Origin of the sequence: Modestobacter sp. VKM Ac-2984 (genome assembly GCF_026967985.1) — a bacterium.
GTDB lineage: Bacteria > Actinomycetota > Actinomycetes > Mycobacteriales > Geodermatophilaceae > Modestobacter.
Map to the genome: position 1 here is coordinate 1 of NZ_JAPVBJ010000012.1, position 21,900 is coordinate 21,900.

General features: G+C 73.0%; 23 protein-coding genes. 12 read left to right on the plus strand and 11 right to left on the minus strand.

The window, feature by feature from the left end; all coding sequences use genetic code 11:
* The 4 genes from rpoD to O2W16_RS20610 all read left to right on the plus strand — a co-directional run.
* Positions 1 to 710: RNA polymerase sigma factor RpoD (rpoD, locus tag O2W16_RS20595; RefSeq protein WP_269160707.1), on the plus strand; the 710-nt coding region annotated here is incomplete at its 5' end.
* 439 nt (positions 711 to 1,149) lie between these two features.
* The gene (locus O2W16_RS20600; RefSeq protein WP_231558401.1) at positions 1,150 to 1,374 is read left to right on the plus strand and encodes a DUF7455 domain-containing protein; all 225 of its coding nucleotides are present in this window, start codon (positions 1,150 to 1,152) and stop codon (positions 1,372 to 1,374) included.
* A gap of 476 nt (positions 1,375 to 1,850) precedes the next feature.
* Positions 1,851 to 3,953, plus strand: a complete 2,103-nt coding sequence (locus O2W16_RS20605; protein ID WP_269160708.1) for a VanW family protein — start codon at positions 1,851 to 1,853, stop codon at positions 3,951 to 3,953.
* Between the two features lie 56 nt (positions 3,954 to 4,009).
* Positions 4,010 to 5,095, plus strand: a complete 1,086-nt coding sequence (locus tag O2W16_RS20610) for a YihY/virulence factor BrkB family protein (protein ID WP_269160709.1) — start codon at positions 4,010 to 4,012, stop codon at positions 5,093 to 5,095.
* A 12-nt stretch (positions 5,096 to 5,107) separates the two neighbouring features.
* Here the strand turns inward: O2W16_RS20610 and O2W16_RS20615 are convergent, their stop codons facing one another.
* Positions 5,108 to 5,335: a DUF3039 domain-containing protein gene (locus O2W16_RS20615; RefSeq protein ID WP_269160710.1), complete on the minus strand. Its 228-nt coding sequence runs from the start codon at positions 5,333 to 5,335 to the stop codon at positions 5,108 to 5,110.
* A gap of 71 nt (positions 5,336 to 5,406) precedes the next feature.
* Here O2W16_RS20615 and O2W16_RS20620 point away from each other — a divergent pair, with 71 nt between their 5' ends.
* Both O2W16_RS20620 and O2W16_RS20625 read left to right on the plus strand, forming a co-directional pair.
* Positions 5,407 to 6,333 (plus strand): pseudouridine-5'-phosphate glycosidase, encoded by a 927-nt coding sequence (locus O2W16_RS20620; protein ID WP_269160711.1) that lies wholly within the window; start codon positions 5,407 to 5,409, stop codon positions 6,331 to 6,333.
* A gap of 8 nt (positions 6,334 to 6,341) precedes the next feature.
* Positions 6,342 to 7,226 (plus strand): carbohydrate kinase family protein, encoded by an 885-nt coding sequence (locus tag O2W16_RS20625; protein ID WP_269160712.1) that lies wholly within the window; start codon positions 6,342 to 6,344, stop codon positions 7,224 to 7,226.
* Position 7,227: 1 nt separating this feature from the next.
* Here O2W16_RS20625 and O2W16_RS20630 read toward each other — a convergent pair whose 3' ends face one another.
* The 3 genes from O2W16_RS20630 to O2W16_RS20640 all read right to left on the minus strand — a co-directional run bounded on the left by O2W16_RS20630 (position 7,228) and on the right by O2W16_RS20640 (position 9,340).
* Entirely contained in the window at positions 7,228 to 7,563 is a 336-nt protein-coding gene (locus tag O2W16_RS20630; protein WP_269160713.1) for a DUF3099 domain-containing protein, read from the minus strand.
* Positions 7,564 to 7,724: 161 nt separating this feature from the next.
* Entirely contained in the window at positions 7,725 to 8,324 is a 600-nt protein-coding gene (locus O2W16_RS20635; protein WP_269160714.1) for an HhH-GPD-type base excision DNA repair protein, read from the minus strand.
* Between the two features lie 407 nt (positions 8,325 to 8,731).
* Complete coding sequence (locus tag O2W16_RS20640) at positions 8,732 to 9,340, minus strand: TetR/AcrR family transcriptional regulator (protein WP_269160715.1); 609 nt, start codon at positions 9,338 to 9,340, stop codon at positions 8,732 to 8,734.
* 100 nt (positions 9,341 to 9,440) lie between these two features.
* Between O2W16_RS20640 and O2W16_RS20645 the strand changes: the two genes are divergently transcribed.
* Positions 9,441 to 9,947, plus strand: coding sequence for a DUF4188 domain-containing protein (locus tag O2W16_RS20645; protein WP_269160716.1), 507 nt, complete (start codon positions 9,441 to 9,443; stop codon positions 9,945 to 9,947).
* Between the two features lie 104 nt (positions 9,948 to 10,051).
* Here the strand turns inward: O2W16_RS20645 and O2W16_RS20650 are convergent, their stop codons facing one another.
* The gene (locus O2W16_RS20650) at positions 10,052 to 10,414 is read right to left on the minus strand and encodes a nuclear transport factor 2 family protein (RefSeq protein WP_269160717.1); all 363 of its coding nucleotides are present in this window, start codon (positions 10,412 to 10,414) and stop codon (positions 10,052 to 10,054) included.
* A 434-nt stretch (positions 10,415 to 10,848) separates the two neighbouring features.
* On the opposite strand from O2W16_RS20650, the gene O2W16_RS20655 reads away from it, so the two are divergent.
* Positions 10,849 to 11,325, plus strand: coding sequence for a Fur family transcriptional regulator (locus tag O2W16_RS20655; protein ID WP_269160718.1), 477 nt, complete (start codon positions 10,849 to 10,851; stop codon positions 11,323 to 11,325).
* A complete protein-coding gene (gene katG, locus O2W16_RS20660) occupies positions 11,322 to 13,583 on the plus strand; it encodes a catalase/peroxidase HPI (RefSeq protein WP_269160719.1) in 2,262 nt (753 codons plus the stop codon). Before O2W16_RS20655 ends, katG begins: the two co-directional genes overlap by 4 nt.
* A gap of 100 nt (positions 13,584 to 13,683) precedes the next feature.
* On the opposite strand, the gene O2W16_RS20665 is transcribed toward katG, so the two are convergent.
* Entirely contained in the window at positions 13,684 to 14,214 is a 531-nt protein-coding gene (locus O2W16_RS20665) for a PepSY domain-containing protein (RefSeq protein ID WP_269160720.1), read from the minus strand.
* A 152-nt stretch (positions 14,215 to 14,366) separates the two neighbouring features.
* Here O2W16_RS20665 and O2W16_RS20670 point away from each other — a divergent pair, with 152 nt between their 5' ends.
* The gene (locus O2W16_RS20670) at positions 14,367 to 15,044 is read left to right on the plus strand and encodes a response regulator transcription factor (protein ID WP_269160721.1); all 678 of its coding nucleotides are present in this window, start codon (positions 14,367 to 14,369) and stop codon (positions 15,042 to 15,044) included.
* Complete coding sequence (locus tag O2W16_RS20675; protein ID WP_269160722.1) at positions 15,041 to 16,420, plus strand: sensor histidine kinase; 1,380 nt, start codon at positions 15,041 to 15,043, stop codon at positions 16,418 to 16,420. The genes O2W16_RS20670 and O2W16_RS20675 overlap by 4 nt, the downstream gene beginning before the upstream one ends.
* Before the next feature lie 200 nt (positions 16,421 to 16,620).
* Here O2W16_RS20675 and O2W16_RS20680 read toward each other — a convergent pair whose 3' ends face one another.
* From O2W16_RS20680 to O2W16_RS20690, 3 genes are all read right to left on the minus strand, one after another.
* Positions 16,621 to 17,517, minus strand: coding sequence for a F510_1955 family glycosylhydrolase (locus tag O2W16_RS20680; RefSeq protein WP_269160723.1), 897 nt, complete (start codon positions 17,515 to 17,517; stop codon positions 16,621 to 16,623).
* Between the two features lie 42 nt (positions 17,518 to 17,559).
* On the minus strand, positions 17,560 to 18,225 hold the full coding sequence (locus tag O2W16_RS20685) for a DUF305 domain-containing protein (RefSeq protein WP_269160724.1): 666 nt from the start codon (positions 18,223 to 18,225) through the stop codon (positions 17,560 to 17,562).
* Positions 18,226 to 18,311: 86 nt separating this feature from the next.
* The gene (locus O2W16_RS20690; protein WP_269160725.1) at positions 18,312 to 18,746 is read right to left on the minus strand and encodes a DUF6153 family protein; all 435 of its coding nucleotides are present in this window, start codon (positions 18,744 to 18,746) and stop codon (positions 18,312 to 18,314) included.
* 198 nt (positions 18,747 to 18,944) lie between these two features.
* Here O2W16_RS20690 and O2W16_RS20695 point away from each other — a divergent pair, with 198 nt between their 5' ends.
* On the plus strand, positions 18,945 to 19,565 hold the full coding sequence (locus O2W16_RS20695) for a DUF305 domain-containing protein (protein ID WP_269160726.1): 621 nt from the start codon (positions 18,945 to 18,947) through the stop codon (positions 19,563 to 19,565).
* 30 nt (positions 19,566 to 19,595) lie between these two features.
* On the opposite strand, the gene O2W16_RS20700 is transcribed toward O2W16_RS20695, so the two are convergent.
* A complete protein-coding gene (locus tag O2W16_RS20700; protein ID WP_269160727.1) occupies positions 19,596 to 20,360 on the minus strand; it encodes a hypothetical protein in 765 nt (254 codons plus the stop codon).
* 154 nt (positions 20,361 to 20,514) lie between these two features.
* Positions 20,515 to 21,882, minus strand: coding sequence for a LysM peptidoglycan-binding domain-containing protein (locus O2W16_RS20705; RefSeq protein ID WP_269160728.1), 1,368 nt, complete (start codon positions 21,880 to 21,882; stop codon positions 20,515 to 20,517).
* Positions 21,883 to 21,900 lie beyond the last annotated feature (18 nt).

The following is a 21,900-nucleotide window of genomic DNA, read 5'->3' on the forward strand; positions in this document are numbered from 1 at the left end:
ACCACCTGCTGGAGGCCAACCTGCGCCTGGTGGTGTCCCTGGCCAAGCGCTACACCGGCCGCGGGATGGCGTTCCTGGACCTGATCCAGGAGGGCAACCTCGGGCTGATCCGCGCGGTGGAGAAGTTCGACTACACCAAGGGCTACAAGTTCTCGACCTACGCCACCTGGTGGATCCGGCAGGCGATCACCCGGGCGATGGCCGACCAGGCCCGCACCATCCGCATCCCGGTGCACATGGTCGAGGTCATCAACAAGCTCGGCCGCATCCAGCGCGAGCTGCTCCAGGACCTGGGCCGCGAGCCCACCCCGGAGGAGCTGGCCAAGGAGATGGACATCACCCCGGAGAAGGTGCTGGAGATCCAGCAGTACGCCCGGGAGCCGATCAGCCTGGACCAGACGATCGGTGACGAGGGCGACAGCCAGCTCGGTGACTTCATCGAGGACTCCGAGGCGGTCGTGGCCGTCGACGCGGTCAGCTTCACCCTGATGCAGGACCAGCTGACTTCCGTGCTGCAGACGCTGTCCGAGCGCGAGGCCGGTGTGGTGCGGCTGCGGTTCGGGCTCACCGACGGCCAGCCCCGCACGCTGGACGAGATCGGCCAGGTCTACGGGGTCACCCGGGAGCGGATCCGGCAGATCGAGTCCAAGACGATGTCCAAGCTGCGCCACCCCAGCCGCTCCCAGGTGCTGCGCGACTACCTGGACTAGCAGGGGCCCCGTCGTCGCGAGCTCCAGGTGAGCCGCGGGACGGGACCGGACAGTGCCTCCGCGGCCGGTGACCCGATGGGTCACCGGCCGCTGGCGTGTCCGGCGCCGGGAGCGTCCGCACCGCTCCCAACGGGTGACGGGACGGTGTACGACGGCACGCATCGGGTAGACGGCGTAACGTGGGCGATGTCAGAACAGCAGCGGACCCACACACCGACAGCCGGTGACAGCACCACCAAGCACGTGTTCCATCCGGACCCAGTTCCGAACCAGTGACGTCCCCTGCTGACCCGCTCCATCCGCACCTCGAGTGTCACGGCCGCATCTCATTCGGCGAGTCCGTGCACAACAGGAGCCGGAACGGGAACACGAGGGGCCATCCTGGCGCTGTGCAGGAGGCCGATCCGCAGCCGCGGGTCCGTGCGGTAGAGAGCGAGTGATGAGCCAGATGACCCAGACGCTGACGACGACCCCGCCCACCGAAGAACTCGTCGTTCCCTTCCACTGCGACCGTTGCGGTGCTCTGGCCAAGGTGCGCGTGGTCCTCCCGAGTGGGAGTGACCTCGTCTTCTGTGGACACCACGCACGTGAGTACGAGGACAAGCTCCGCGACATCGCAGCCGACATCATCGAGACCGACGGCGAGGCGCGCCTCTCCAACTGAGTGGGGCAACTATCGTCGCGCCAGCGATGAAGCCCTCACCCGACGAAGCCGCCGACAGTCCGAACCCGCACCGCGGAGACGGGGAGTCGGCGGCTTCGTCGTCCTCAGGACCGGATGCCGGTCCCCCTCGAGCCGGAGATCGACCGATGCCGCAGGAACCCCGCGGGGTCTCGGACACCGTGCGCCTGCAACCCGACGGCACCGTCGGCAGCAGCCGCCCGGGGCCCCCCGCACCGCCGGCCCCGCCCACCGCGGGGCCCGTGGATGCCGACGCATCGGTCGCGGCCGACCCGCCGGCACCCGCCGGCGCCGCTGAGGACACTGAGGCCCAGCAGCCCGCAGACGCCACAGAGACGACGGACGCCGCAGAGCCGTCGGACGCCGTGGAGCCCGCTAGCGCCCCACCGCCCGGGGACACCCCGCAGCCCGGGGACACCCCGCAGCCCGGGGACACCCCGCAGCCCGGGGACACCCAGGTGATCGGTCCGCCCGTCGACGGTGACGTCGCCCCGCCGCCCGCCGCACCGGGGCAGCCCCCGGTCACCTCGCCACCCGCACCGGTGGCTGAGACCACCTCGCCGGCCGACTCCCCGACCATCTCGGATGCCCCCGTGGCCGGGTCGGCGGTCGAGGACACCGCCGTCGTCACCCGGGTGGACTCCCCGCCCCCGGCACCCGGGACCGGTCCTGGCGACGGGGCGCGCCCGGCGCCCCCGGCCGGGTCCTCGTCCGCCGCCGACCAGGGCGGGCCCGGCGGACCGCCGCCGGCGGACCCCTCCTCCGGCGGGGACGCGAGTGGCGAGGGCCCTGCCTGGCGGCGACGCCGAGTGCTCGTCCCGGCGGCCGCGCTCCTCGCCCTGGGCGTCCTCTACGGCGCCGACCTGGCCCTCGCCGGCGGGGACGTGCCCCGCGGGACGGTCGTCGGTGGTGTCGACGTGGGCGGCCTCTCCCCCGCTGCCGCCGCGCAGCGGCTGGAGGGCGACCTGGCGCCCAAGGTCGCCGCGGACCACCCCGTGGTGGCCGACGACGTGACGGGCGTGCTGCACCCGGCGACGGCCGGGATCGCCCTGGACGTGCCGGCCACCGTCGACGCCGTCGACGACCAGCCGCTCAACCCGTGGACCCGGTTCACCTCGCTGTTCGGCGACCGCGAGGTCGACGCCGTCCTCACCGGTGACGAGACCGCTCTGGCGGCGCAGGTCGACCAGCTGGCCGCCACCGTCGACCGGGCGCCGGTCGACGCCACGATCACGATCAACGGCACCGAGCCGTCGATCGTGGAGCCGGTCGACGGCCGCACGCTCGACCGGGCCGGCGCCGCCGAGGCGATCACCGCGACGCTGGCCGCAGGTGGTGCGGTCGACGAGCCGATCGAACTGCCGGTCGACGTCACCGAGGTCCAGGTCCAGGCCGAGGAGGCCGAGCGGGTGCTGCAGGAGACGGTGACCCCGGCTCTCTCGGCGCCGGTCACCGTGGTCGGCCCCGACGGCCCGGAGTCCGTGGAGATCCCGGTCACCGCGATCGCCGCGTCGCTCACGTTCACCCCGCAGGAGGACGGCACCCTCGCCGCCGGCATCGACCCGGCTGCGCTCCAGGCGGAGGTGGGCGAGGACTTCGGCGTCTTCGGCTCCCCCGCCCAGGACGCCCGGTTCGAGGTCTCCGGGGACACGATCGCCATCGTCCCGTCGGTCGACGGCCAGGGCATCAACCCGGTCGAGCTGGCCGACCAGCTGCTCCCGGTGCTCTCCGAGCCGGCCCCGCGCACGGTCACCGGCGTGCTCGGCCCGGTGCCGGCGTCCCTCACGACCGAGCAGGCGCAGGCGCTGGGGATCACCGAGAAGGTGAGCTCGTTCACCACCGAGTTCACCAACCAGGCCAGTGGTACGAACATCCGGGTCGTGGCAGAAGAGGTCGACGGTGCCCTCGTCCGGCCGGGCGAGACCTTCAGCCTCAACGGCTACACCGGTCCCCGCGGCACGGCGCAGGGCTACGTCCCGGCAGCGGTGATCAGCGGCGGTGAGCTGTCCCAGGCGGTGGGCGGTGGGATCAGCCAGTTCGCGACCACGATGTTCAACGCCGTGTTCTTCGCCGGGCTGGAGGACGTCTACCACAAGCCGCACAGCTTCTACATCAGCCGCTACCCGGCGGGACGCGAGGCCACGGTCTACGAGGGGCAGATCGACCTCAAGTGGCGCAATGACACCGACACCGGCATCTACGTCCAGACCGAGTGGACCCCCAGCTCGCTGACGGTCACCTTCTGGGGCACGAAGTACTACGACATCGAGTCGATCAGCAGCGCGCGCCGCAACATCCGGGAGCCCGCCGTCCAGGAGAAGGTGGACGACGGCAACTGCATCCCGCAGTCCGGGGCGCGCGGCTTCGACATCACCGTGACCCGGGTGTTCCGGGACCTCGCCAGCGAGGCTGAGCTGCGTCGCGAGGACTTCGACACCCGCTACGCGGCCGAGGCGATCATCACCTGCGTGCCCCCGCCCGAGCCGCCCGCCGACCCGGCTGCCGACGCAGCAGCGGGCGGGACGGTGCCGACCACCCCGCCGCCGGCCCCGGCCGGCTGACGCCGGAGGACGGACGCCGAGGGACCGGGGACATCCCGGCCGTGCACACTGGACCCGTGGCCTCCGTCGTCCGTCGCAGCTCAGCGGAGCGCGCAGGCGAACGGGAGGCCGACGCCACCGACCCGGCACCGGCCACCGACCAGCCCACCGAGCAGGAGCCCGGGCGCACCGACAGACCGCCCCGGCGGGGGCTGGCCGCCCGGCTGCCGACGTTCCTGCGGGTGCCGCTCCAGGTGCTCGGCCGCACGCTGGCCAAGGCCTGGAACGACCGGATCCTGGGGCTGTCGGCGGAGGCGGCCTTCTGGCAGATCCTCTCGATCCCCCCGCTGCTCATCGGCTTGCTGGGCTCGCTGGGCTACCTCAGCTCCTGGATCGGCACGGCCCCGGTGGCCCAGATCGAGGCCGAGCTGCTCAGCGCCGCGACCGAGGCGCTGACCCCTCGGGTGGTGAACGAGCTGGTCCAACCGACGCTCGACGACATCCTCGGGCCGGGTCGGCTGGACATCGTGAGCCTCGGCTTCGTGGTCTCACTGTGGGCCGGTTCCTCGGCCACGGCGACGTTCCTCAACACCGTCGTCATCGCCTACGACCAGCGGGACGTGCGGGGGCCGATCCGTACCCGGTTGATGGCGCTGTGGCTGTTCGTCATCGGCCTGGTGCTCGCCGTGCTGACCCTGCCGCTGCTGGTGCTGGGCCGGGGCACCCTGGTGCAGCTCATGCCCACCGAGTGGCAGGACACCGCCACGCTGCTGGTCAACGCCGTGTACTGGCCGTTGGTGGTGATCGCCCTGGTCCTGGGACTGACCAGCTTCTACCACGTCATCCTGCCGCGACGGCTCCCCTGGACCAGGCACCTGCTCGGCGGGTGCTTCGCGGTCGCCTTCTTCATCGGCGCCGCGGTGTTGCTGCGCAGCTACGTGGCCGACATCCTCACCGTGGCCCTGCCCTACGGTGCGCTGGCCGCACCGATCGCGGCGCTGCTGTTCTGCTTCCTGCTCGGGATGTCGCTGCTCCTGGGCGCCGAGCTGAACGCCACCATCGAGGCGTGGTGGCCGGCTCCGCGCCCCCGGCACGACCAGCGCCGGCAGCGCCGGCGGGCGGCGAAGATCGAGCTCGAGGCGCAGAAGCTCGGCCTGCGGTAGCCGGCCCTCGAATCACTTCTTGAGCTGGTTGTAGACCTCCTTGCAGGCCGGGCACACCGGGCTGCCGGGCTTGGGGGTCTTGGTCACCGGGAAGACCTCGCCGCACAGCGCCTCGACCATCGTCCCCATGACCGCGCTCTCGGCGATCCTGTTCTTCTTGACGTAGTGGAAGACCTCGTTGGCGTTGCCGGTGTCGGACTCGCGGACGTCCGGGCGCTCGAGGATGTCGGCGCTGCTCATGAGCTGCTCCCTCAGTTCTCGGTTTCGGGCCGGGATCCGGTCCGTGACGGGCTGCCCACCATGATGGCAGGGTGCCGAGCTCCCCCATCAGTCCGTCCGTCCTCTCCCCCGAGGTGGCCGACGCGCTCATCGCCGGCCGGCCGGTGGTGGCACTGGAGAGCACGCTGCTGGCGCACGGCCTGCCCCGCCCGCAGAACCGGGCGGCGGCCGACCAGGTCGAGAACGCCGTCCGCGCCGGTGGCGCCGTCCCGGCAACCATCGCCGTAGTGGACGGCGTGCCCCACGTCGGGCTGACCGCGGCGCAGGTGGACCGGGTGTGCGCCGACCCGGAGCTCGCCAAGCTCGGCGTCCGTGACCTGCCGGTCGCGCTGGCGCTGGGGCACAGCGGCGCGACCACGGTCTCCAGCACCGCCCTGCTCGCCGCCCGCGCCGGGATCGGCGTCTTCGCCACCGGCGGGCTCGGCGGGGTGCACCGGCACGCCGCGGAGACCTTCGACGAGTCCGCGGACCTGGTGGCTCTGGCCCGCACCTCACTGGTCGTCGTCTGCGCCGGGGTCAAGTCGATCCTCGACGTCCCGGCGACGCTGGAGCGGCTGGAGTCCCTGTCGGTCACCGTCGTCGGCTGGCGCACGAACCGGTTCCCCGGCTTCTACGTCACCGACTCCGGCTCCCCGGTCGACTGGTCGGTGGCCTCCGCCGGCGAAGCGGCCCGGGTGTTCGCCGCCCGCCGCGAGCTCGTGCCCGGCGCGGTGGTGGTGGCCAACCCGCTCCCGGTCGACGAACAGCTGGACACCGAGCTGCACGACCGGGTGATCGCCGACGCGCTGGCTGCGGCGGACGCCGCCGGCGCACGGGGCAAGGACGTCACGCCGTTCGTCCTGGGACACCTGCACGATGCCAGCGGCGGCGCGAGCCTGGAGGTCAACGTGCGACTGGTGCTGCGCAACGCCGAACTGGCCGGTCAGATCGCGGCCGAGCTCGCCGCGCTCGCCGGCTGAACCCGGCCGTGACCGCTCCCCCGGTGGTCGTCGTGGGCGACGTCTGCACCGACGTCGTCGTGCTGCTCGCCGGTCCGCCGGCACCGGGATCGGATCGGCCGGCGTCGATCAGCACGCGGGGAGGCGGCGCCGGGGCGAACGTGGCCGCACACCTGGCAGCGCTCGGCACGCCGGTGCTGCTCGCCGGCTGCGTGGGCGCCGACGTCGCCGGGGAGTCGCTGTGCCGTGAGCTGGCGGCCGCGGGAGTGGACCTCGCGGTGCGTGCGGTGGACGCGGCGTCGACCGGGACGGTCATCAGCCTGGTGGAGCCGGGCGGGGAACGGAGCATGCTGGCCGATCGCGGCGCCAACCTGGCGCTGCGGCCCGCCGACGTGCCGCCTCCCGTACCCGGCGGGCACCTGCACCTGTCGGGCTACACGCTGCTGGACGCCGCTCCGCGCGCCGCCGGGCTGGCGGCGCTGGCGGCCGCGCAGCTCGCCGGCTGCACGACCTCGGTCGACCCGGCCTCGATCGGCCCGCTGACCGGTCACGGGGTCGACCGGTGGCTCGCCGACACCGCGGCGGTGACGCTGCTGCTGCCCAACGCCGACGAGGCCCGGCTGCTGACCGGGTGCACCGACCCGGAGGCGGCCGCGCGGGAGCTGGCGGCCCGGTACCGGGTGGTGGTGGTCAGCCTGGGCGCCGACGGTGCGCTGTGGGCGGCCGGCGAGCTGCTCGTGCACCGGCCGGCGCACGCGGCGACGGTGGTGGACACCACGGGCGCCGGTGACGCCCTCACCGCCGGGGTGCTCGCGGCGTGGACGGCCGCAGGCGGAACTCCGGACCCGGCAGCTGCCCTGGAGGCCGGGCTGGCCCGGGCCGCCACCGTGGTGGGACGGCCCGGCGCCCGCTGACTCACATGTCGATGACGCGGGCCTTGCTGCTGCCGGACTCCAGGATCCGGTCCGGCGCCGGTGGCCGGTAGCGGTTCATGTCGATCTTCTTCCTCGGCGGCCGGTCGTTGGCCATGACCACGGCGACCCACGGCAGCACCGTGCCGAGGACGGCGAAGACCGCCATCAACCAGATGGAGTAGGTGTACGTCATCGCGGCGAGGACGAGGCTGATGCCACGGATGGCCATCGTGATCGCGTAGCGCTTCTTGCGAGCGGCGTGCTGGTCGACCTGGCTGGGCTCGGCCTCGGTGATGAGGACCGGCTCGTTGCGGCTGCTGGACTGGCTGGAGGCCACGGACGCCCTTCCCTGGACCGGCCGGGGGAAGGGCGGCGGTGGTCGGCTGGATCGCGCGTCTGGGTGTTTCGACCGGCCCCCGGAGCCCCCGGCTCCTGGGTCCCATGGTGCCACTCGATCGTGCGCGATGCAGCGGTCCGGCGAGCCGTCCGTGCGGGGCCTCAGTCGCTGCCGGCCTTCGCGCCGCGGGCCTCCTTGGCGGCCTGCTTGGCAGCCTGCTTGACGCTGCGCACCTCCGCCAGCGACACCGGGTCGGTGATGTCGGCGACCGACCGGCGCGACCCCTCCTGGCCGTAGTCGCCGGCGGCCTCCCGCCAGCCCGGCGGGGTGACGCCGCACTGCTTGCCCAGCAGCGCCAGGAAGATGGCTGCCTTCTGGGCGCCGAACCCGGGCAGCTCTCGCAGCCGGCGGAGCAGGGTGGCGCCGTCGGGCGCGTCGGCCCAGACGGCGTCGGCCCGGCCGTCGTACCGCTCGACCAGCGCCCGGGCGAGCTCCTGGGTGCGGCCGGCCATCGACCCGGGGTAGCGGTGCACCGCCGGCGGGCCGGCGAAGTGCCGCTGCAGCACCTCGGGGTCGCACTCGGCCAGCTGGGCCGCCGACAGCGTCTGCACGCCCATCCGGTCGGCCAGCAGCCGCGGCCCGGCGAAGGCCCGCTCCATCGGGAACTGCTGGTCCAGCAGCATGCCGATCAGCAGTGCGAGCGGGTCGCGGCTGAGCAGCTCGTCGGCGGCGTCGTCCTGGGCGATGCGGATCGTCGGCACGGCGAAGATGGTGCCGTATCGCGATCCTGATGCATTCGCCCGCAGCAGCGACGAGCGAGGTCGAACTCGCCGTCGCCAGGTACCTGGGGCTCTGACAGCGGCCCGAGCTCCTAGCGGATCCGGGCGCCGGCGAAGGCGACGCTCTCACCGCTTCGTCCACGCATGTCCTGGTCCAGCAACTGCCGATCAGCAGAGCGCGCGGGTCGCGGCTGAGCAGCTCGTCGGCGGCGTCGTCCTGGGTGATCCGGATCGTCGGCACGCCTGAGACGGTGCCGTGCCCCGGTCCGGGTGCGATCGGCTGCCGCAGCGCGGTCCGTCGATGGACGGCGCACTCGACGGACGCCAACGGGACGTGACGGCAGTCGGCGCTGATAGCACCCTCCTCGACCGGGAGGTGGTCAGTACACCTAGAGCCCCCGCGACAACCGCTCGAGCAGGCCGTCCAACTGCGCTTCCCGCTCCCGCTCGGCCAGTTCCCCCAGGGGGCCCTGCAGGCAGAGCACAGCGAACCCGTGCACCGCCGCCCAGCAGGTGACGTCGGCGCCGGGACGTCGCTCGGCGGGCAGCACACCGGTCGCGACGAGCTCGTCGAGCACGGTGGAGAGCACTCCGTAGGGGCCCTCCCCCGGTGCGCCGTCCTCCGGCCGGGCACAGGCGAAGGCCGTGGTGAAGAGCCCCGGCTCGGCGAGCGCGAAGCGCACGTACTCCCGGCCCACCGCCCGCAGCCGCGCGGACGCCGGCTCACCGTTGTCGTCCTGGGGGAGGTCGGCCAGCCGGTCGCGCATCCTCTGCTCCAGTTCGGCCATGCCTCGCTCGGAGACCTCCGCGAGCAGGTCGTCGCGGTCGGCGAAGTGGCGGTACGCCGCGTTGTGCGAGACCCCGGTGCGGCGGGCGGCGTCGCGCAGCACGACGGCGTCGGCGCCTCCGGCGCGGGCCTGGTCGACGGCGGTGTCGATCAACGCGGCCCGCAGGTTGCCGTGGTGGTAGCGACGCGCGGCGCTGGGACCTTCGAGCATGTTGACAGTGTCCACCTTGCGTGCTGGGGTGTCCATGTTGCCGATGTCCACATCATGTGGCACCCCCGTCCGTCCGAGGCCCAACGACAGGAGAACCACGATGAGCAGGACACCACTCGCCGGCCGGGTGACCGCCGAGGCGCCGCCCGGGACGGTCGCCTTCCTCATCGGCATGCGGATCAACCGACCGTGGAAGATCCGGCAGTGGCTGCCGGTCGCCACGGCGATGCCCCGGATGCTCCAGGAACTGGTCGCGCGCCCCGACCTCGGCCTTCTCGCCCACCGCACCTACCTCAGCGGGCGCACCGTGCTCACCGTCCAGTACTGGCGCAGCGCCGAAGACCTCGACCGCTACGCCCGCGCCCGCGACCAGGCCCACCTGCCCGCCTGGCGGGAGTTCAACCGGCGGGTCCGGGACAACGGCGATGTCGGCATCTTCCACGAGACGTACGTCCTGGACCGCCACGAGACCGTCTACGTCAACATGCCAGCCGACTTCGGTCTCGGCGGCGCCACCGGCCTGGCGCCTCTGGCCGGCCGCGGACAGCGCGCGGCCCACCGGCTGGACCCATCGGTGCCCGACGTCCCCGCGGTCGCCCCCTGCTGACCGGCGCCTGGTCGTCCGGTCGTCAGCCGTCTGGCCCTCCGCACGGAGGAGCCGGGACGCCGGGTCGTCCGCGAGGCGGAGGCCCTGGGGTCCGGACCCGCTGGTCAGGTCGGCTCGACCGTGTAGTGGATGGTCTGGGCGACGATCCAGCCGTTCTCGATGACGAAGGAGTCGGCGCCGTCCCTGACCCGGGCGTGGTCGCTCTCGGCGGTCCACTCCAGGAAGGCGAGCCGTCCGTCGACCAGCTCGGTGGTGTAGGTGTACGGCGCGTCGGAGAGCTCCTCGGCCAGCAGCCGCGCCAGTGCGCACACTCCGTCGTGGCCGCGGAACACGCCCCGCCGTTCCAGCACGACACAGTCGGGTGCGACGTTGCGGGCGATGTCGTCCTCGAGGCGGTGTTCACCGGCCAGCCGGAGATGATCGGCGAAGACCTCCTCCGTCGACCGCTTCCGCAGGTCGTCCTCCATGAGCACTCCGCCCCCCGGCGTCACGATCACCACTGCCGCACGACTCCTGGACACCCATGGTGGTCCAGCAGCTCGCGATCAGCAGCGCCAGCTGGGCCCGACCGGGCAGCTGGTCGGACGTCGTCCGGGGCGTCTCGACGCGGGCCGGATCAGGCCGGCCGTGCGGCCCGCCGTCAGGCGCGGCCCTCTCCGCGAGGAGTGGGTGCGGGCTGATCCGCGAGGGGACACCCCGGCAGCACCGACGTCAGCCAGGCGACGACCAGGCCGAGCACCTCCTGGTCCACGGGCCGGCGGATCTCCCGGCCAGCCCGCCAGGGACGGCGGTCCCGGCTGCCGGCGCAGGACGTGCGTGAGGTCCTGGACGAGGTGGGTCTCCACCGGTCCCGGCGCGGCGTTTCTTGACTTGTTCAAGGAAGACAGGCCAGGATCACCTCGTGCCCGACGCCGCCTCGCTCGAACGAGACCTGCGCGCCGTCGGTCTCCGGGTCACCCGCCCGCGTCTGGCCGTCCTGGACGCCGTGCACGCCCACCCGCACCTGGACACCGATGCCCTCATCGACGCCGCGCGCACTCGCCTGGACGCGGTCTCCCACCAGGCGGTCTACGACGTCCTGCGGGTGCTCACCGACCGCGGCCTCGTCCGGCGCATCCAGCCGCAGGGGTCGGTCGCCCGCTACGAGGCGCGCGTCGGCGACAACCACCACCACCTGGTCTGCCGTGAGTGCGGTGTGATCGTCGACGTCGACTGCGCCACCGGTGCGGCGCCGTGCCTGACGCCGTCCGGCGATGCTCCACCCGACTTCGTCGTCGACGAGGCCGAGGTCATCTACTGGGGCCGGTGCCGCTCCTGCGCCACCGCATCGGCCGTCCCGTCCACCACCGCCCGTCCCGCAGAGAGAGGCAACCCGTGACCGAACACGACAAGTCCCAGGTCAGCACGGCCGACTACGACAAGACCGAGGTCGCCAAGGCGCAGTCGGAGAGCACCAGCGAGAGCGAGAACCCGGCGATCAAGGCGCCGGAGCCGGCCACCAACGGACGCCCCCGCACCACCCGCGACTGGTGGCCCAACCAGGTCGACGTCCAGGTGCTGAACAAGACCTCCAAGGACTCCGACCCGCTCGGCGCGGACTTCGACTACAAGGCCGCCGTGGCCACGCTCGACGTCGAGGCGGTCAAGCGCGACGTCGTCGAGGTCATGCGCACCTCGCAGGACTGGTGGCCGGCCGACTGGGGCCACTACGGCCCGCTCTTCATCCGGATGTCCTGGCACTCCGCGGGCACCTACCGCATCGCCGACGGCCGCGGAGGCGGCGGCGAGGGCGGGCAGCGCTTCGCCCCGCTGAACAGCTGGCCGGACAACGCCAACCTGGACAAGGCCCGCCGGCTGCTGCTGCCGGTCAAGCAGAAGTACGGCCGCACGCTCTCCTGGGCCGACCTGCTGGTGCTCGCCGGCAACGTCGCCCACGACGACATGGGCCTGAAGACCTTCGGCTTTGCCTTCGGCCGCGCCGACAACTGGCAGCCCGGTGAGGTCTTCTGGGGGCCGGAGGACACCTGGCTCGGCGACGAGCGGTACGCCGATGACGCCCCGCTGGACCTGGACGACGGCCACCTCGCCGCCGTCACCATGGGCCTGATCTACGTCAACCCGGAGGGCCCGCAGGGCAAGCCGGACCCGCTGGCGTCCGCCCACGACATCCGCGTCACCTTCAGCCGGATGGGCATGAACGACGAGGAGACCGTCGCGCTGATCGCCGGCGGCCACACCTTCGGCAAGACGCACGGCGCGGGCAACCCCGAGCTGGTGGGCCCCGAGCCCGAGGGCTGCCCGGTGCACGGCAACGGCATCGGCTGGGTCAGCCAGTACGGCACCGGCAAGGGCGCCGACACCATCACCAGCGGCCTCGAGGGCGCATGGACGCCGACGCCGACGACCTGGGACAACACCTACTTCGAGATGCTGTTCAGCTACGACTGGGAGCTCACCGAGAGCCCGGCCGGCGCGAAGCAGTGGAAGCCGAAGAACCCCGAGGCGCAGGAGCTCGTCCCGGACGCGCACATCGAGGGCAAGAAGAGCGCCCCGATGATGGCGACCACCGACCTCGCCCTCATGGCCGACCCGGGCTTCCGGGAGATCTCCGAGCGGTTCTACAACGACCCCGAGTACTTCGCCGACGCCTACGCCCGGGCGTGGTTCAAGCTGCTGCACCGCGACATGGGCCCGAAGAGCCGCTACGTCGGCCCGGACGTGCCGGCCGAGGAGCTCATCTGGCAGGACCCGGTCCCGGCCGTCGATCACGAGCTCGTGGGCGAGGCGGAGATCACCGACCTCAAGGCCCGTCTGCTCGACTCAGGGCTGACCGTGTCGCAGCTGGTGCACACCTCGTGGTCGGCGGCGGCGTCCTACCGCGGCACCGACAAGCGCGGTGGGGCCAACGGTGCGCGGCTCCGCCTGGAGCCGCAGGTCAACTGGGCGGCCAACCAGGGCGTCACCGACGTGCTGCCGGTGCTGGAGCAGGTGAAGAGCGCCTTCGAGTCGCAGACCGGCAAGCGGGTCTCGTTGGCCGACCTGATCGTGCTCGGTGGCACCGCGGCGGTGGAGAAGGCCGCGGCCGACGCCGGCGTGCAGCTCACCGTGCCGTTCTCCCCGGGTCGCACCGACGCCAGCCAGGAGCAGACCGACGTCGAGAACTTCCGCTGGCTCGAGCCGCGGGCCGACGGCTTCCGCAACTACCTCCAGCCGGGTAGCAAGCTCGAGCCGGAGACGCTGCTGATCGACCGCGCCTACATGCTCGAGCTGACCGCGCGGGAGATGGTGGTGCTCCTCGGCGGCCTGCGGGTGCTCGGGGCCAACACCGGCGGCGTGCAGCACGGCGTGTTCACCGACCGGCCGGGCGTCCTGTCGCAGGACTTCTTCCGCAACCTGCTGGACCTGGGCGTCCAGTGGCGTACCTCGGTGCAGGACGAGGACGTCTACGAGGGCCTGGACGCCGACGGGAACGTCGTCCGCACGGCGACCGCGGTGGACCTGGTGCTCAACTCCAACTCCATCCTGCGCGGCATCGTCGAGGTCTACTCGGGCGACGACATGCAGGAGTCGTTCGCCCAGGACTTCGCCGCTGCCTGGGTGAAGGTCATGGAGCTCGACCGCTACGACCTGCGGTAGCCATCTCCACCCGGACGCCCCGGTCCGCCTCGTGCGGGCCGGGGCGTCCGCGCAGGTGCGAGGCCGAACTCAGTCAGCCCGGCCCAGCGAACCACGGACGTCAGTCGTCGTCGTTCTCGACGGCGGTGACGGTGAAGTCCCGGTCCAGGGCCACCTCGACGACCGTGCCGTCGTCGAGCTGCACCTGGGCCTCGTAACCGGCGTCGCCGTCGTCGGCGATCTCGACCTCGGTGACCGTGCCGCCGCCGGCCGCCTCGAGGGCCGCAGCGGCGGCCTCGTCACGATCACGGCCGGTGACCTGCTCGTCCTGATCGTCGGACTCGTCGCCATCGCGCTCGTCGCCGAGCACGGTGAAGTCCTCGTCGAGGTGGACGTCGACCTCGCCGCCGTCCTCGAGGGTGACCTCGACCTCGTAGTAGCCCTCCTCGTCGCCGACCTCGCCGTCGGTGACCGCACCTTCGCCGACGTGGGCGAGCGCGGCCTCACTGGCCTGCTCGAGGGCGTCGCCGGTGAGGGCGACGTCCGGGCGGTCGTCCTCGCCGTCGTTGACGGCCAGGGCGACGCCGCCGCCGCCGGCCAGCAGCGCCACGGTCGCGCCGCCGCCGATGATCCACCGGGTGGTCTTCCTCATGTCTCCTCCTGGGATCTGTGGCAGCCCCGCATCGGGGCATGTCCCGAGTGTCGACCGGACCAGCTGAGGCGATGCTGAGAGCAGACCACCCCTCTCAGCTGGTTCTCAGCACGGACGTGGCAGAACGGAACCTGCCGGCGAGGAGGGTGGACGTGCGGGTACTGGTGGTGGAGGACGAGGCGAACCTCGCGGCCGCCGTGGCCCGGGGGCTGCGCGCCGAGGGGTTCGGTGTCGATGTCGCGGGCGACGGGGTGACCGGCCTGCAGCGTGCACTGAGCGGCGGCCACGCGGTGATCGTCCTGGACATCATGCTGCCGGGTCGTTCCGGCTATGACGTGCTGCGTGAACTGCGCGCACGCCAGGTGTGGACGCCGGTGCTGATGCTCACGGCGAAGGACGGCGAGTACGACATCGCCGACGCGCTCGACCTCGGCGCCGACGACTACCTGACCAAGCCCTTCCCCTTCGTCGTGCTGGTCGCCCGGTTGCGCGCGCTGGCCCGCCGTGGGTCACCGGAGCGCCCGGCGCGGCTCGTCGTGGCGGACCTGGTCCTGGACACTGCCGCCCACAAGGCCTGGCGGGGGGAGACCGAGCTGGCGCTGACGGCCCGGGAGTTCGCGCTCCTGGAGCACCTGATGGGACGGGCCGGCGACGCGGTCCCGAAGTCCGAGCTGCTGAGCGAGGTCTGGGACGAGAACTTCGCCGGGGACCCCAACATCGTCGAGGTCTACATCGGCTACCTGCGGCGCAAGATCGACGCCCCCTTCGGGCGGAAGAGCATCGAGACCGTGCGCGGCGTCGGCTACCGCATCGACGCCGCCGGCGGATGATCGCCCGACGGCCGCCCGGCCGCACCGGGTGGGTCCGCCGCCGTTCCCTGCGCGCCCGGCTGACCGCGGCCGCGGTCGCGGTCGTCGTCGTGGCGATCTCGCTGTCCGCCGTCCTGCTCGTCGTCCGACTGGAGTCGGCGTTGGTCGGGGGCGTCGATGAGGCCGCGCGCGACCGGGCCGAGCGCATCGCCGCGGCGATCGGCTCCGGCCGGTCGACGGAGTCGTTGCTCGCCGTCGGCGACGACGAGGTCGTCCAGGTCCTCGACGCCGACGGAGCCGTGCTGGCCTCCTCCGTCGGGGTGCCGGGCGGCCGGCCGCTGCTGACAGCGCCGGCGGACACCGGACCGGAGGTGGTCACCCAGGACGGACTGGCGCTCCCCGGCGAGGAGGACGAGGTCTACCGGGTGTTCACCCTGCCGGCCCCCGCGCCAGACGGGGAACGGGTCGTCGTCCAGGTCGGGCTGCCGTTGGACGACGTCGAGGACAGCGTCGAGGAGCTGACCTCCGCGCTCACCATCGGCGCACCGGCGGTGGTCGCCGTCCTCGCCGTCCTGACCTGGCTGCTGGCCGGGCGGGCGCTGCGCCCGGTCGAGGCGCTGCGCCGGGAAGCCGCCGACATCCCCGGCGATGCACTCGATCGGCGGCTCGCCGTACCTGCCGGCGGGGACGAGCTCGCCCGGCTGGCCGCCACCTTCAACGCCCTGCTCGGCCGGGCCGAGGGTGCGACCCGACGGCAGCGGGAGTTCGTCGCCGACGCCGCCCACGAGATCCGCAGCCCCCTGGCCTCCCTGCGCACCCAGCTGGAGGTCGCCGCACTGCACGACGACCCGTCCTGGCGGGACCAGCTCCCCGCCCTGACCGAGGACGCGCAGCGACTGTCCCGGCTGGTCGACGACCTCCTGCGGCTCGCCCGGATGGACGCCCGCGTCCCCCTCGCCCGCGACCAGGTCGACCTCGACGACCTCGTGCTGGAGGCGGCGGCGCGCGCCCGTCGGCACACCACGCTGCACGTCGACACGTCCGCGGTCTCCGCTGCCCGGGTCACCGGAGACCGGGACGCGCTCGCGCGCGTCGTGCAGAACCTGCTCGACAACGCGCTGCGGCACGCCCGCACCACCGTGTCCGTCGGGCTGGTCGCCACCGACCGGGCGCTGCTCACCGTCGCCGACGACGGCCCGGGCATCCCCGTCGAGCAGCGTCAACGGGTGTTCGACCGCTTCACCCGCCTCGACGACGCCCGCAGTCGCGATGTCGGCGGGACGGGCCTGGGTCTGGCGATCGTCCGCGACGTCGTCCGGCAGCACGGCGGCGAGGTCCACGTCGAGGACGCCGCGCCCGGCGCCCGGTTGGTCGTCCGGCTCCCAGTCACCGGCTGACCGGACCACGCGGCATCGTCGAGGTCCACTCGGCCGATGACGCCCAGGAGCTGGTCGTGCAGGACTCCATCACCGCCTGGGTCACGGCCACGGAGCCCGACCGCTTCGAACTGCGGTGACCGCGACCCGGACGCCCCGGCCGGCCTCGTGCGGGCCGGGACGTCCGCGCCTTCACGGTCAGGTGCCGGCGGGCACGCCCCTCACCACTCCACGACCACGTCGAACGTCTGCCCCCCGTCGACGGACTCGACGAGGGCCTCGGCGGTGGCCACGACGACCCGGGGGACGCCGTCCTCGCCGACCGCCAGCGCCACCGCCTGCGGCGCAGACCCCAGCCGAGCTCCCTGGCGCCAGGTGACACCGCCGTCGCTGCTGGTCCAGACGACGCCGGAGGGGTCCACCCCGGCGACCTCGGCGTCCGCCCCGGCCCAGTCCACCACCTGGAGGAGCGGGGCGTCGTCCACCAGGGCCCACGTCCCGCCGCCGTCCGTGGAACGGAGCAGCCCCTGGGCCGTCGTGGCGAGCACCAGCTCCCCGGTCGGCGACGCCGTGAGCGTGTGCGGCTCGGTCGGGATGGTCACCTCCTCCCAGGTCGTGCCGTCGCTGCTGCGCACGAGCGTGCCGTCGTAGCCCAGGACGCCGGCGGCGCTGGTGGTGAGGGCATGGAAGTCCGACTGGCCCTGCCGGGACACCGGGCTCCAGGTCCGACCGCCGTCGGTCGACTCGATCAACCCCATGGGCTGAGGGAGGTCGACGGTCCGGCCGGGGTGGCCGGAGGCGAGGAAGTGCCCGGGCCCGGCGACCGTGAACCCCATCAGGTCCATGACCGGGCTGACCAGTGCAGCTGATCCCCCGTCGACCACCTCGAACAGGCCCTCGTGCGTCGCGACGAACAGCGCGTCGTCGGCCGGGTCGATCCCCACTCCGTGCACGTGGCTGATCTCCGCGGACGACGTGGCAGGCGCCGGCGGAGCCGCGCCCGACTGCGGCGTCCCCGACGTGCAGGCCGCCAGCAGGACCGCGACGGGCAGCAGGACGGCGGGCGCGCTCCGTCGGCGGAGGCTCGGGACGGGGCGGGGCTGGATCGGTGGTGTCACAGCTGTGCTCCTTCTTCTTCGTGGTCCACGAGGTGACTCGGGTCAGCCGCCCAGCTCGGTGAGCAACTGCTCCATCTCCTCGATCTCCCGTGTCTGCGTCTGGCTGATGGCGCGGGCGAGGTCGATGACCGCGGGGTCGCGGCCGTCCTCGACCTCCGTCTGCGCCATCTCGACGGCGCCCTCGTGGTGCTCCACCATGGCCTCGAGCCACCTGCGGTCGAACTCCGGTCCGGCGGCGGGCATCTGCCCCATCCCCATGTCGCTGCCCATCGCCCCGGACCCGTGGTCCATGCCGTCCATGCCGTCCATGCCGTCCATGCCGTCCATGCCGTCCATGCCGTCCATGCCGTCCATGTGGCCGGACTCCGGGAGGGGCTCGCCCCATTCCTCGAGCCAGCCCGCCATGAGGTCGATCTCCGGGCTCTGAGCCGCTTCGATGCGCTCGGCCAGGGTGACGACCCGGGAGTCGGAGGCGCGGTCGATGGCGCCCTCGGCCATCATCAGCGCGCCCTGGTGGTGCGGGATCATCTCCCGGGCGAAGGCGATGTCGGCGTCGTTGTGCGCCGCGTCTGCGTCGAGGGGGCTCTCGGCGGCCGAGCTGCCGCCGACGGCGGCCGGGTCGGTTGCGGCCGAGCAGCCGACGAGGACGGCGGCGGCAGCCGCCAGCCCCCCGGCGAGGCGGGCGAATCGAGCGTTGGTGCGGGTCATGCTGGGTCTCCTGTCCTGAGGGATGCGGGCATGCGTGCGAGACCCCGGAGCAGCGTGGGCTGTCGGGGTGGGCGCAGCAGTTCGGCCTAGATCCGCAGGAGACAGAGCTCGGCGAGGTCAGGTGGTCGGGGCTGCCACGACCACCCGGTCGTCCGGTGAGGAGAGCTGGGCGATCCGCGGACGAGCCGAGCCGCCAGGCCGCGGAGCCGGGCCAGCGCGCCCACGACCGTCAGCCCGGCCAGCAGGACCGCGAGACAGACAGCCAGGACGTGCCCGTCGTGCCACGGGGCGAGCGACCCAGTGACCCCCGCCTCGTCAGCCCCCTGCGGGGCTGCGTGGTGATGGCCGGGCATCGCAGCGGCGACGGCGACCTGGGCCGCCGCTGCCGGGACGTCCGCGGAGGCAGTCAGCGCGTGCGTGACGGACGCGTGCTCCAGGGACGGGCCCACCGTCGTGCACTGGACCCCGTGCACGCCGAAGACCGCCGCGAGCAGCAGCAGCGCCGTCCAGACCCGTCGCACCCCGACCACCTCCCCCACCAGACGGTACGACGGCCGCCCGTACGTGCCGAGCGAGCGCGCCGATCGCCGTCCAGGGGCAGGTCGGAGCTGTCCGCCGAGCATGCCGGCGGCTCGTTTGCCCGGACGTCCGTACGGGCACGCGGCCATGCGAGCACGCGCACGGACCCCTCCCATCGACGACAGGACGGAAACCCGGACATGGCCACGCAGAAGGACGTCAAGGGCACCGAGCAGGAGAACGGCGGCGGGATGTCGCACCAGACGAAGATGTACCTGCGCTTCGGCGCCATGATCCTGACGGCCATGGTGGTCATGTACTGGACCATGTTCGCCTCCACCTGGGAGTGGAGCCACGTCCAGTTCAGCGAGAGCCGCGTCCTCATGGCGCTCACCATGGGCGGCACCATGGGGCTGGTCATGCTGGCCTGGATGCTCAACATGTACAAGGACATGAAGGGCAACATCGCGATCGTGGCGGTGAGCCTGCTGCTGCTGGGCGGCGGCATCGCCCTCGACCGCAGCCAGGTCACCGTGGACGACGTGAACTGGATGCAGGCCATGATCCCGCACCACTCACTGGCCATCACCCGCTCCGAGCGCGCCGACATCGACGACATCCGCGTGTGCCAGCTCGCCGTCGACATCATCGTCGCCCAGGAGAAGGAGATCGCCGAGATGGAGTGGCTCATCGAGGACATCGAGGAGAACGGCGAGGCCGAGACGCTGGAGGAGGCGCTGGCCCGACCCGTCCCCGAGTTCGACGGCTCCGCCCTGCGGGACTGCCAGGACCTGCCCACGTCGGGGTCCGACCAGCCCTGATCGGCTCCTGAAGTCCGACCCGGGACCGGGCTAGAGGGCCAGCAGCAGGGCCGTGAAGGCGATGCAGGCGCCCCCGAGCAGGGGGAAGTGGGCCCGCCCGGACCCGGGCAGCTGCTGCTTGAGACTGGTCAGGACGATCGATCCGGCCAGCAGCGCGGAGAAGACGCGCACCGCCGCATCGCCCAGGTCGACCGTGGCGCCGATCCCCCACCCCACCAGGACGGCCGCGGCCAGGACCCATCGGCCCACCCGGTCGTAGGCGCGCGGGTCCTGGTCGCGCAGCGCGACCTCCCCGACGAGGTACCGGGCGGACAGGGCGACCGTGTAGAGGGCCAGCTCGGTCGGCCCGGGGCGCACCTGGTGCACGAGCAGGTAGCCGGCGAAGAGGTTGAACACCAGGTACAGCGCGCCGCTCGCCCAGAACGGCCACGGGGTCGGGACGCCGCCCCGCTGCCGCTGCTCCCGGGCGTCCTGGTCCTGGGCCCAGTCGAGCACCGCGTAGTACAGCAGCAGCCCGGCCAGCGCCACGAGGAACGCTCGGTCGGCCAGCAGCCCGAGCAGCCCTTGCGATGTACCAGTCGGAGCCCCCGCGGCCGGCTGCGCCAGGTCGGGGAGCAGCCGGGCGAAGACGTAGGCGATCGCCAGTCCGCCGGCGAGCGACTGGAACCGGGCTGACCCGGGCGACACCCGCCGACGCATCTGCGGCACGAGCACCTGCACGAGCACCAGGGCGCCGGCGGCTGCCAGGGCGGCGAGCGGCACGCCGCTCCCGGTCGCCTGGGCAGCGGTCACCATCGGGCGGGGCTCGCTCCGACGTGCGGACGGGCCCCGCCCGGTGGGTACGCCGGGACGGCACGGAGCTCTGGCACCCCGGCAGTCTCTCGCATGAGGATGCGGGCGGATCCTCCTGCCCGGCGGCGGTCGGCCGCCGCCGGGTCCGGGGGCCGGATCAGCCGGCGGGGATGGTCAACTGCTGACCGACCTGGATGAGGTTCGGGTTGGGCCCGATGGTGGCGCGGTTGGCCTCGTAGATCTCCCGCCAGGTCGCGCTGTAGCCCGACGCGATCGAGCCCAGCGTGTCGCCGGGCTGCACGACGTAGGCCGTCGACCCGCTGGCGGGCGGAGCCGGCGTACCACCGCCACCCCCGCCGGAGCCGCCGCCGGTACCGGGGATGGTGAGCCGCTGACCGACCTGGATGACGTTCGGGTTGGGCCCGATGGTGGCGCGGTTGGCCTCGTAGATCTCCCGCCAGGTCGCGCCGTAGCCCGACGCGATCGAGCCCAGCGTGTCGCCGGGCTGCACGACGTAGGTCGTCGACTCGCTGGCGGGCGGAGCCGGCGTACCACCGCCACCGCCACCGCCACCGGAGCCGCCGCCGGCACCGGGGATGGTCAGCCGCTGACCGACCTGGAGCATGTTCGGGTCCGGGCCGATGGTGGCGCGGTTGGCCTGGTAGATCTCCTGCCACGTCGCGCTGTACCCCGCCGCGATCGAGCTCAGCGTGTCACCGGGCTGCACCACGTAGGTGCCGCTGTGGCCCGACCCGGAGGGGAACGCGCGGCCCGCCGGGTCGGTGAAGGTGTAGCCGCGGGAGGCGTAGTAGGAGATGACGTCGTCCAGCGCGGCCACGGTGTTCTGCCGGTAGCCGCCCCCGTCGTGCATGAGCACGATCGGGTGTGCGCTGCGCGGCGACGTGGCGCGGTCGATGATCTGCTGCTGGAACGACGGGCTCCAGCTCGCCGGGGTCGACCAGTCGCGGGTGTCCAGCGACCAGTCGGCGACGGTCATCCCCCGCTCCCAGGCCAGGCCGGCGATCGCCGGATCGTGGTGGATGCCGAACGGCCCGCGGAAGAAGCACGGTTCCGTCCCGACGGCGTCCACGACCGTCTGCGTCGCCCGCTCGATCTGGGCGGTCCGGGCCGCCGGGGTGAGCTGGCTGAGGTCGGGGTGCGACCAGGTGTGGTTCCCGATGGCGTGCCCCTCGTCGACGATCCGCTGCACCAGGTCCGGGTGCGCGGCGGCCTGGTCCCCGCGCACGAAGAACGTGGCCTTGACGCCGTTGGCCCGCAGCACGTCCAGCACGTCCGGGGTGTTCTGCGGCAGCGGTCCGTCGTCGAACGTCAGCGCGACGGTGCGCTCGGCCGTGGCCGGCGTGGTGTCCAGGACGGTGCGGATCGGGGCCGGGCACTCGGCCGCCTGCGCAGCGTCGCCGCTGAGCGCCTGACCGGTGCAGAGCAGGGCCCCCGCGCCGACCACGGCTGCCAGCCGGGCCCCCCATCGCCGTCCGTCGGTCGTCGTCGCATCGATCGCGTGCACGCTGTTGCCTCCTCGTGA

What these genes read in the sequence shown, in the direction of transcription:
- O2W16_RS20600 (WP_231558401.1), top strand. Translation starts at nt 1,150, where the DNA reads ATGAGCCAGATGACCCAGACGCTGACGACGACCCCGCCCACCGAAGAA.
- O2W16_RS20615 (WP_269160710.1), bottom strand. Translation starts at nt 5,335, where the DNA reads ATGAGCAGCGCCGACATCCTCGAGCGCCCGGACGTCCGCGAGTCCGAC.
- O2W16_RS20640 (WP_269160715.1), bottom strand. Translation starts at nt 9,340, where the DNA reads ATGCTCGAAGGTCCCAGCGCCGCGCGTCGCTACCACCACGGCAACCTG.
- O2W16_RS20645 (WP_269160716.1), top strand. Translation starts at nt 9,441, where the DNA reads ATGAGCAGGACACCACTCGCCGGCCGGGTGACCGCCGAGGCGCCGCCC.
- O2W16_RS20650 (WP_269160717.1), bottom strand. Translation starts at nt 10,414, where the DNA reads ATGGAGGACGACCTGCGGAAGCGGTCGACGGAGGAGGTCTTCGCCGAT.
- O2W16_RS20665 (WP_269160720.1), bottom strand. Translation starts at nt 14,214, where the DNA reads ATGAGGAAGACCACCCGGTGGATCATCGGCGGCGGCGCGACCGTGGCG.
- O2W16_RS20675 (WP_269160722.1), top strand. Translation starts at nt 15,041, where the DNA reads ATGATCGCCCGACGGCCGCCCGGCCGCACCGGGTGGGTCCGCCGCCGT.
- O2W16_RS20685 (WP_269160724.1), bottom strand. Translation starts at nt 18,225, where the DNA reads ATGACCCGCACCAACGCTCGATTCGCCCGCCTCGCCGGGGGGCTGGCG.
- O2W16_RS20695 (WP_269160726.1), top strand. Translation starts at nt 18,945, where the DNA reads ATGGCCACGCAGAAGGACGTCAAGGGCACCGAGCAGGAGAACGGCGGC.
- O2W16_RS20700 (WP_269160727.1), bottom strand. Translation starts at nt 20,360, where the DNA reads ATGGTGACCGCTGCCCAGGCGACCGGGAGCGGCGTGCCGCTCGCCGCC.